The organism is Affinundibacterium macrobrachii (assembly GCF_014652415.1).
Taxonomy (GTDB): domain Bacteria; phylum Pseudomonadota; class Gammaproteobacteria; order Burkholderiales; family Burkholderiaceae_D; genus Undibacterium; species Undibacterium macrobrachii.
In genome coordinates this window covers 57473-66567 of sequence record NZ_BMYT01000009.1, presented here as the reverse complement: position 1 = coordinate 66567, position 9095 = coordinate 57473, and the positions used below count along the sequence as shown (strand labels likewise).

The following is a 9095-nucleotide window of genomic DNA, read 5'->3' as shown; positions in this document are numbered from 1 at the left end:
TGTTCGTCAGCAGCAGAGAAACGAGATTATGCAGCACTTCTAACTTCTCGTCAACCCCCTGTTTTTAGTTTTGATTTAAATCGTTTCTTGCTACTCGATTCAAACACCAGGAATATCAACGTCTTACTGCCTGCATTACTCTTATTTCAACCACGCATTTCTGCGGGAGGCGAACTATAGCAAACCCATCACCTCCTTGGCAAGGCTTATTTCGCTAAACCAAATAAATCAAATAAATCGTTTCAAACTTCCCTTCACAAAAAATAAAGCGCTCCGCAAGCGGAGCGCTTTATTTAGAAGATCCCAGAATAATAGGTGATTCAACTATTATTTATTCTGAAAATTAGCTGGTCGTTTTTCCAAGAAGGCCTTCATACCTTCACGTTGATCATGAGTACCAAAGCTCGCATGGAATAAACGGCGCTCATAATGCACGCCTTCAGTTAAACCAGATTCAAACGAACGATTCACGGCATCTTTAATCATCATTACAACTGGCAATGACATCGACGCAATCGTCGTCGCAGCCGCCAAAGTTTCTTCCATCAATTTATCCAATGGCACCACACGTGACACCAAACCAGCGCGCTCAGCTTCATTGGCATCCATTAAACGCGCGGTTAAACACAAATCCATCGCTTTTGATTTAGAAATAGCACGTGGCAAGCGCTGTGTACCGCCACAGCCGGGCAGAGTTGCTAACTTAATCTCTGGCTGACCAAATTTAGCATTATCAGCAGCAATAATAAAATCACACATCATCGTGAGTTCACAGCCACCACCCAGTGCATAACCTGCCACCGCTGCAATCACTGGTTTTCTCACACGAAGGATGTGTTCCCAGTTCTTAGTAACATAATTGCCTTTATAAGCATCCATATAATTGTAGTCAGCCATCGCAGCAATATCTGCTCCAGCAGCAAACGCTTTTTCACTGCCGGTAATAATCATGCAGCCAATCTCATCGTTCTGATCAAAAGCCAATAAGGCATGACCCAATTCGTCCATCAGCTGATCATTTAATGCATTTAAGGCTTTAGGGCGATTTAAAGTGATCACGCCCACTTTATCCTTGGTTTCTACAATAATGTTTTGGTATTCCATCATCTTCTCCGCAAAAGTAACTAGTTATTTTTCATTTCAAATGTCTTGGGCAAGAGTAACCACATTGCGCCACGCTGCTTCATTCGGCCCGCTAAGTCTCCCGGCTCACGGCCAAAGCCCCAAAAGAAATCCGCTCGCACAGCGCCACGAATCGCGCCACCGGTATCTTGCGCCATCATCAATCTTTGCAAGGGGCTGCTGCTGAGTGGCATTGTAGTTGATAAAAATACCGGCGCCCCCAATGGCAATTGCGTTGGATCAACTGCAATTGATCTTTGTGGCACCAAGGGAACGCCCAATGCGCCCTTAGGCCCAATACTGGGATCGAGCAATTTCTCTTCCTTAAAAAATACCATACTAGGGTTAGCGTTTAATAACTCGTCTTGGCGACTTGGATTCTTTGCAATCCAAGCCTTAATGCCTTGCGCTGATGCCTGATCTAAAGTTAACTCGCCTTTATCGACCAAATAACGCCCTATGGATTTGTACGGATGCCCATTCTGGTCCGCATAGGCTAGGCGTATGGTTTCACCAGAACCTTCTAACTGCACTCTACCGGACCCCTGTATTTGCAGAAAAAATGCGTCAACTGGATCATCAACCCAAACCAATTCTTTCCCAGATAAAAATGGCAAAATATCTGCGCGCGAAGCATAGGGAACTACTTTATTGCCAACTAAACGACCGCGTAGGCGCATGTTTTTCAAATCCGGATAGACGCTTCCAAGATCAATCGTCAACAAATCATTGGGTACAGCATATAACGCCGTTTGATAAATACCGCCCTTATTGCGCGAACCTTTTAGCAATGGTTCATAATAACCTGTTACCAAGCCCTCTGTTTTACCATCAAGATGCGCAACCTGATAAGGTAAAAAATTCGATTCAAAGAAAGCGCGGATAGCCGACGATTCTTTTGCATCAACGTTTTTCAAATTGGCACAGACCTCGCGCCACTCCGCTTTGTTGCGTAAAGCGGAACATGAATTAACAAAAGCAGGCCAAGCCTCTCTCAGATCATCATTCGCCCAACCTGGCAGGTCAGCGTAAGAACCTAACTTATAGGCTTGTGTGTAATTTGTGATCGGCGCCAATTTTGGAGGTGGCACAGGCGGCGTCGCTGGCACCGTCGTCACAGGTGGCGTGGCGGGTGGTGTCACTGGCACGGGCTCTGTAGGCGACACCTTAGGTGGCGTTGTACATGCCGCCAATGTCAACAGCAGTGATACTGCTAAAATACGTCTTTGTTCGAACAAAAATTTCATAAAGGCTTAACTATGTGGTTATTAGCTGTCGAAGCATTAGGTGCTTTTTTTCTTTTTGTCTTTATTGTGTGGTGGACCATGTTTTCAGGAAAAAAACCACCGAACAAAAGTAAAACAAGCAAAGATCAGAACCAAGATCAAGATCGGTAAATGCTAGGTGTTTTCTTAGCGAAACAATCAAAGAAAATTTATCAATACAATCAATGCAAAGTGCGTGGCAAAGATAAAACAAATTCCGGAATCGCTACATCAAATTTGTGACCATCCTCGGCGACACAAAAATAACTTCCCTTCATTGTTCCATGCGGGGTTTCTAAAGAACTTCCACTGGTGTATTCAAAAGCTTCACCCGGTTTGAGTAAAGGCTGATGACCAACGACGCCCAAACCTTGAACCTCGTGCACCTTGTCTTTAGCATCGGTAATAATCCAATGCCGAGAAATTAATTGCGCTGGAATATCCCCCGTGTTTTTGATCGTAATCGTATAGGCAAAAACAAAATGCGCCTGATCAGGATGAGATTGCTCCTCCAGATATTGCGTCACGACTGACACTGTAAAATCGTATTTCGTCATAAAACCCCAGAAAAATCAGCTAGAAATTCAGTAATAAGGCCAGAGACCTCTCCGCTTAACACGCATTCGCAACATCTTCAGCAAGTTAAGAAGGTAAGGAAATGCTTACAAAACCCGCATATTACAAGAGCACGCCAAACTTCGCAGGAGTAAAATACGGCATTCGCTGACATTTTGCGGTCAGGACTTCCATTTTGTGCATTTCTTCGAGATTTTAATATGACAACTTATCGCATCGCTCCCAGTATTCTCTCTGCCGACTTCGCCCGCTTGGGAGAGGAAGTTCGGAATGTCGTCGCTGCTGGCGCGGATATGATCCACTTTGACGTGATGGATAATCATTACGTCCCTAACTTAACCATCGGCCCTTTGGTATGCGAAGCGATTCGTCCACACGTGCAGGTGCCGATTGATGTGCATCTGATGGTAAAGCCTGTCGATCGCATCATTCCTGATTTTGCCAAAGCGGGCGCGAACATCATCAGTTTTCATCCAGAAGGCTCAGAACACATTGATCGTAGCTTGCAATTAATTCGCGATCACGGCTGCAAAGCAGGTTTGGTGTTTAATCCCGCTACGCCTTTGCATGTCTTAGAACATGTGATGGACAAACTGGATCTAATCTTGCTGATGTCAGTCAACCCCGGCTTTGGCGGGCAATCCTTCATCCCTCATACATTGAAAAAGATCGCTGCCGTGCGTCGCATGATTGACGAATCGGGTAGCGACATTATGTTGCAAGTCGATGGCGGTGTGAAAGTTGACAACATTCGTGAGATTGCAGCTGCGGGCGCAGATACTTTTGTGGCGGGTTCTGCGATTTTTGGTAAGCCTGATTATAAGGCGGTGATTGATGCTATGCGGGGTGAGTTGGCGCTGGCGTAATTCAAACAACATCGTTACACGAAATGACGAGTCTCAACAATGCATATCAAGAAGCAGTAGATAAACTAGCGCTCCAGCTAGTAGGCTCGTCTTTTGCTGATTTAGATGAACGACCTAGCTATGGCAGCCTAAAGGTAAATATTGCAGGAAAAGAAGTAACGGTTGGTTACTGGCATTTTCAAATGATCGACAATCAACATCATATAATTTTTAAAGCAAGCCGACGAGTGCTCTTATTTCTGCATAAAGTCTACGTTAATGGGGTAGTAGTCAGCCCAGTTCTAAATGCTCGTAAGATGACTGACGAAGAAATTGCGCTCCATGATTAAACAAAAATTCCAAAACATCCAAGCCGCCATCATCGACCTAGACGGCACCATGCTCAACACCGCGCCGGATTTTTTAGTCGCGATCAATCGCATGCGTGAAGAGTTTTTACTCGCGCCTTTAGACCTCACGACCATCACGCATTTCGTGGGTAAAGGCTCAGAAAATTTAATCCAGCGCGTGTTAGCAACGGACTTTAATGAAGCCGAAGTCACACAACATTTCGCCCAAGCGATGGCAAGCTATCAAAAGCACTATCTAGCGATCAATGGTAATTACAGCACTTTGTATCCAGAGGTGATCGAAGGACTACAAGCACTCAAAGCACAAGGATTACGTCTGGCCTGCGTGACGAATAAACCAATCGCGTTCACCACGCCTTTGCTGGCAAAGATGGGCTTAAGCGAATTTTTTAGTGTGGTGTATGGCGGAGATTCTTTGGCGCGCAAAAAGCCTGATCCTTTACCGCTGTTACAAGTTTGCCTCGATTTTCACTTGGCACCAACGCAGGTTGTGGCGATTGGCGATTCATCGAATGATGCGAAAGCTGCTCGTGCAGCCGGTTGTCCCGTGCTGACGGTGCCATATGGCTACAATCACGGCGAGGCTGTACAAACTATTGAAAGTGATGGTATAGTCGAAACCTTACTGAGTGCTGCACAATTCTTACTCAGTAGAAAAAACCTAATAATTTCATCAAGCTTCTAACACAATTAGAATGTTCCTCGATAAGAAACGTCCTTCCACAATTCCAGGCACCTTTGAGGCCTGGCTATGGCGACGCTGGCAATCTAACTGACCAGCGTGGGCGCTTTCGTCTGTGTGTCTGAGTTTTATCCAAACCCTGATCCGCGCCAACGACGTTTTTTCATCTCTCGTCATCTTTGACAAGTTTTTGTAAGTTTTCGCTGTACCGTTTCTACCTTAGCTTTCACATTTTGTCATTCGCCGCGTCCATATTTCCGACGCCTAGCGCTGATCGAATAAGAAAGCTGCGGTAAAGACACATTTAACGCACAACCATCATGACTGAACTCGAATTTAAATCCTTGGCCGCACAAGGCTACAATCGTATCCCGATGATCGCCGAAGCTTTCGCCGATCTGGAAACGCCCCTCACGCTCTACCTCAAACTTGCACAAGCGACCAATGGTGGAAAAAATAGCTTTTTGCTGGAATCGGTCAAAGGCGGTGAACGCTTTGGTCGCTATTCCTTCATCGGCTTGCCTGCCTCCACCGTGGTACGCTCCACTGGATTTCACACTGAAGTCATCAAAAACGCACAAGTGATAGAAACGCACGAAGGCAATCCTTTGGATTTCATCGCCGAATATCAGTCGCGTTTCCGCGTCGCATTGCGCCCTGGTCTGCCACGTTTCTGCGGTGGTTTAGCCGGTTACTTTGGCTATGATGCCGTGCGCTATGTAGAAAAGCGCTTAGAAAAAACTGCACCAAAAGATGATCTTAGATTGCCTGATATCCAACTCTTGCTGACAGAAGAGCTTGCCGTCATCGACAATGTCTCTGGCAAATTGTATTTGATCGTGTATGCCGACCCGACGCAAGCTGAAGCGTGGAGCAAAGCACGTCAACGCTTGAAAGATTTGCGTGCAATGTTACGCCGCAGCGTCGATGTGCCAGTCACATCCGCATCGGTACGCACCGAAGCCATCCGCGATTTCGCCAAAGAAGATTATTTGAAAGCGGTGATCAAAGCCAAGGAATACATCATGGCGGGCGATTTGATGCAGGTACAAATTGGACAGCGGATTAAGAAGCCATATGTTGACTCTCCACTGTCTTTATATCGTGCTTTGCGCTCGATTAATCCTTCACCCTACATGTACTTCTACAACTTCGGTGATATGCACATCATCGGCGCATCGCCAGAAATTCTCGTGCGTAACGAGCAGCTCAGCGATGGCAACAAAAAAGTTACGATACGTCCATTAGCAGGAACACGTCCACGCGGCGCAACGCCAGAGCGTGATGAAGAACTCGCAGTGGAATTATTAGCCGATCCTAAAGAGATCGCTGAACACGTCATGCTGATCGATCTCGCCCGCAACGACATCGGTCGTATCGCCCAAACTGGCAGCGTCAAGCTCACCGAAAAAATGGTGATTGAAAAGTATTCTCACGTGCAACACATCGTCTCCAATGTGGAAGGCATATTGCAGCCAAATATGTCGAATCTGGATGTACTCAAAGCCACCTTCCCTGCGGGTACCTTATCTGGCGCGCCAAAAGTTCGCGCGATGGAACTCATCGATGAACTCGAACCCGTCAAACGCGGCATCTACGGCGGCGCTTGCGGCTACTTATCGTTTGGTGGCGAAATGGATTTAGCAATTGCGATCCGCACTGGCGTGCTTAAAGATGGAATGCTCTACGTACAAGCCGCAGCTGGCGTAGTTGCCGATTCCGTGCCTGAAATGGAATGGCAAGAAACAGAAAACAAAGCACGCGCCATGTTACGTGCAGCTGAACAAGTACAAGATGGTTTAGACGGAGAAATATAAATGCTACTAATGATAGACAACTACGATTCCTTCACTTACAACCTCGTGCAATATTTTGCGGAGCTGGGTGAAGATGTTCGCACGTATCGCAATGACGAAATTACGCTAGAAGAAATCGAGGCGATGAAGCCTGATCGCATTTGTATTTCACCTGGTCCTTGCACACCTTTGGAAGCGGGAATTTCTGTGCCTGTGCTAAAGCGCTTTGCTGGCGAAATCCCTATTCTCGGTGTTTGCCTTGGCCATCAAAGTATCGCCGAAGCCTTCGGTGGCAAAGTCATTCGCGCTAAAGAAGTCATGCATGGTAAGACGTCACCAATTGCCCACACTGGCGTTGGCGTATTCAGCGACTTGCCTAGCCCTTATACGGTGACGCGTTATCACTCATTGGCAATTGAACGCTCTAGCTTGCCAGATTGTTTGGAAGTCACGGCATGGACCGAAGACGGTGAAATCATGGGTGTGCGTCACAAGACTTTTGATTTGCAGGGCGTGCAATTTCACCCTGAATCGATTTTGTCAGAACACGGTCATGCATTGTTGAAGAATTTTTTATTGGGAAAATAAAATGACGATCTCACAGCAAGAAGCTTTAACCCGCCTCATCGAACATCGCGAAATTTTCCATGATGAGATGTTGTCGCTGTTCCGCAAAATCATGGGGGGTGAAATGTCGCCGATCATGATCGCGGCACTCACCATGGGTCTACGCGTCAAGAAAGAAAGCATAGGTGAAATCACCGCCGCAGCACAAGTGATGCGCGAGTTTTCAACCAAGGTACCGATGGCGAACACCAAGAACTTAATTGATATCGTCGGCACCGGCGGCGATGGTGCACACACCTTTAATATTTCTACCGCATCGATGTTCGTCACCGCAGCATCAGGCGCACGTGTTGCTAAGCATGGTGGTCGTAGCGTGTCATCATCATCGGGCAGCGCAGATGTACTCGAATCCCTAGGCGTAAATATCAATTTACAACCTGAACAAATCGCACAATCGATTGCGCAAACGAATATCGGTTTCATGTTCGCCCCGAATCACCACGCGGCAATGAAACATGCAGCACCGGTGCGACGTGAGCTTGGCGTCCGTACGATTTTTAATATTTTGGGACCGCTCACAAACCCCGCTGGTGCGCCAAATATTTTAATGGGAGTATTTCATCCTGATCTGGTTGGTATTCAAGTACGTGTCTTGCAACGCTTAGGCGCGCAACATGCGATTGTTGTTTGGGGTCGCGACAATATGGATGAAGTTTCACTCGGCGCACCTACCATGGTTGGCGAATTGGTGAACGGTGAAATTCGCGAATACGATATTCATCCTGAAGATTTTGGTTTGCAAATGGTGTCTAACCGTAGCTTGAAAGTGTCGGGCGCTGACGAATCCAAAGCACGTATTTTAGATGTACTCAACAATGTCGCTGGCCCAGCAACCGACATCGTTAGCTTGAACGCAGGTACTGCCTTGTACGGTGCGGGAATTGCTGATTCGATCGCTGATGGCGTAAAGAAAGCGCAAGCGGCTATCGCCTCGGGAGCAGCACTTAACAAGCTGCATCAACTTATCGAAGTCACGCATCAGTTAGGTAAATAAGCATGTCAGACATACTCAATAAAATTCTCGAAGTCAAAGCTGAAGAAGTCGCGCGCGACAAAAAAGTACAGAGCTATACCAGCTTGCGTGCTGAAGTCGAAAGCAACAAAGAAGCGCAACATAATTTGCGTGGATTTGAGGCCAGTCTACGCAATAAGATCACGCTAGGCCAAGCTGCTGTGATCGCCGAAATTAAAAAAGCGTCGCCTTCAAAAGGCGTGATTCGTGAAAACTTTCAACCAGCAGAAATCGCAGCCAGTTATGCACAACATGGTGCTGCATGTTTATCCGTATTAACTGATGAAGTGTTTTTTCAAGGTGCACCGATCTACTTGCAGCAAGCACGCGCTGCGTGCGCTTTGCCAGTCTTACGTAAAGATTTCATGATTGACCCATATCAGGTTTATCAGGCAAGAAGCTGGGGTGCAGATTGTATTTTACTGATCGTGGCTGCATTAGATCATGGTCTGATGGCAGAACTCGAAGCCTGCGCCCACGAACTCGGCATGGGCGTATTGGTTGAAGTGCATAACGGGGAAGAACTCGACGCTGCATTGAAACTCAAAACCAATTTACTCGGTATCAATAATCGTAATCTACGTACCTTCGACGTGACACTCGATACTACACTTGGTTTGTTACCACGCATTCCCGATGGCAAACTTGTGATTACGGAATCCGGCATTATGAACAAGACGGACGTACAACGTATGCGAGATGCGAATGTGCATGGTTTCTTGGTGGGTGAAGCTTTTATGCGAGCCGATGAACCTGGGGTGGAGCTTGATAAACTCTTTTTCAGCGAATAAAAAAGGCT

The 9095-nt window shown here is 46.6% G+C and carries 11 protein-coding genes; 8 read left to right on the top strand and 3 right to left on the bottom strand.

Going from position 1 to position 9095, the window contains the following annotated elements:
* Positions 1-180: hypothetical protein (locus IE103_RS18505; protein ID WP_229827345.1), on the top strand; the 180-nt coding region annotated here is incomplete at its 5' end.
* Positions 181-327: 147 nt separating this feature from the next.
* On the opposite strand, the gene IE103_RS18155 is transcribed toward IE103_RS18505, so the two are convergent.
* The 3 genes from IE103_RS18155 to apaG all read right to left on the bottom strand — a co-directional run bounded on the left by IE103_RS18155 (position 328) and on the right by apaG (position 2944).
* Positions 328-1104 carry an enoyl-CoA hydratase gene (locus IE103_RS18155; RefSeq protein ID WP_189347837.1) on the bottom strand — a complete coding sequence of 259 codons (777 nt, stop codon included), beginning with the start codon at positions 1102-1104 and terminating at the stop codon, positions 328-330.
* Positions 1105-1124: 20 nt separating this feature from the next.
* A complete protein-coding gene (gene mltA, locus IE103_RS18150) occupies positions 1125-2369 on the bottom strand; it encodes a murein transglycosylase A (protein ID WP_189347834.1) in 1245 nt (414 codons plus the stop codon).
* A gap of 200 nt (positions 2370-2569) precedes the next feature.
* Positions 2570-2944: a Co2+/Mg2+ efflux protein ApaG gene (gene apaG / locus IE103_RS18145; RefSeq protein ID WP_189347832.1), complete on the bottom strand. Its 375-nt coding sequence runs from the start codon at positions 2942-2944 to the stop codon at positions 2570-2572.
* 219 nt (positions 2945-3163) lie between these two features.
* Here apaG and rpe point away from each other — a divergent pair, with 219 nt between their 5' ends.
* The 7 genes from rpe (at position 3164) to trpC (ending at position 9087) form a co-directional block, all read left to right on the top strand.
* The gene (gene rpe, locus IE103_RS18140; protein ID WP_189347830.1) at positions 3164-3829 is read left to right on the top strand and encodes a ribulose-phosphate 3-epimerase; all 666 of its coding nucleotides are present in this window, start codon (positions 3164-3166) and stop codon (positions 3827-3829) included.
* Positions 3830-3852: 23 nt separating this feature from the next.
* A complete protein-coding gene (locus IE103_RS18135; protein ID WP_189347829.1) occupies positions 3853-4158 on the top strand; it encodes a hypothetical protein in 306 nt (101 codons plus the stop codon).
* Positions 4151-4864, top strand: a complete 714-nt coding sequence (locus IE103_RS18130) for a phosphoglycolate phosphatase (RefSeq protein WP_189347827.1) — start codon at positions 4151-4153, stop codon at positions 4862-4864. Before IE103_RS18135 ends, IE103_RS18130 begins: the two co-directional genes overlap by 8 nt.
* Positions 4865-5181: 317 nt before the next feature.
* Positions 5182-6678, top strand: a complete 1497-nt coding sequence (trpE, locus tag IE103_RS18125; RefSeq protein ID WP_189347825.1) for an anthranilate synthase component I — start codon at positions 5182-5184, stop codon at positions 6676-6678.
* Positions 6679-7245, top strand: coding sequence for an anthranilate synthase component II (locus IE103_RS18120; protein WP_189347823.1), 567 nt, complete (start codon positions 6679-6681; stop codon positions 7243-7245).
* Between the two features lies 1 nt (position 7246).
* Entirely contained in the window at positions 7247-8278 is a 1032-nt protein-coding gene (gene trpD, locus IE103_RS18115) for an anthranilate phosphoribosyltransferase (protein WP_189347821.1), read from the top strand.
* A 2-nt stretch (positions 8279-8280) separates the two neighbouring features.
* Positions 8281-9087, top strand: coding sequence for an indole-3-glycerol phosphate synthase TrpC (gene trpC / locus IE103_RS18110; RefSeq protein WP_189347819.1), 807 nt, complete (start codon positions 8281-8283; stop codon positions 9085-9087).
* Positions 9088-9095 lie beyond the last annotated feature (8 nt).

What these genes read in the sequence shown, in the direction of transcription:
- IE103_RS18155 (WP_189347837.1), bottom strand. Translation starts at nt 1,104, where the DNA reads ATGGAATACCAAAACATTATTGTAGAAACCAAGGATAAAGTGGGCGTG.
- mltA (WP_189347834.1), bottom strand. Translation starts at nt 2,369, where the DNA reads ATGAAATTTTTGTTCGAACAAAGACGTATTTTAGCAGTATCACTGCTG.
- apaG (WP_189347832.1), bottom strand. Translation starts at nt 2,944, where the DNA reads ATGACGAAATACGATTTTACAGTGTCAGTCGTGACGCAATATCTGGAG.
- rpe (WP_189347830.1), top strand. Translation starts at nt 3,164, where the DNA reads ATGACAACTTATCGCATCGCTCCCAGTATTCTCTCTGCCGACTTCGCC.
- IE103_RS18135 (WP_189347829.1), top strand. Translation starts at nt 3,853, where the DNA reads ATGACGAGTCTCAACAATGCATATCAAGAAGCAGTAGATAAACTAGCG.
- IE103_RS18130 (WP_189347827.1), top strand. Translation starts at nt 4,151, where the DNA reads ATGATTAAACAAAAATTCCAAAACATCCAAGCCGCCATCATCGACCTA.
- trpE (WP_189347825.1), top strand. Translation starts at nt 5,182, where the DNA reads ATGACTGAACTCGAATTTAAATCCTTGGCCGCACAAGGCTACAATCGT.
- IE103_RS18120 (WP_189347823.1), top strand. Translation starts at nt 6,679, where the DNA reads ATGCTACTAATGATAGACAACTACGATTCCTTCACTTACAACCTCGTG.
- trpD (WP_189347821.1), top strand. Translation starts at nt 7,247, where the DNA reads ATGACGATCTCACAGCAAGAAGCTTTAACCCGCCTCATCGAACATCGC.
- trpC (WP_189347819.1), top strand. Translation starts at nt 8,281, where the DNA reads ATGTCAGACATACTCAATAAAATTCTCGAAGTCAAAGCTGAAGAAGTC.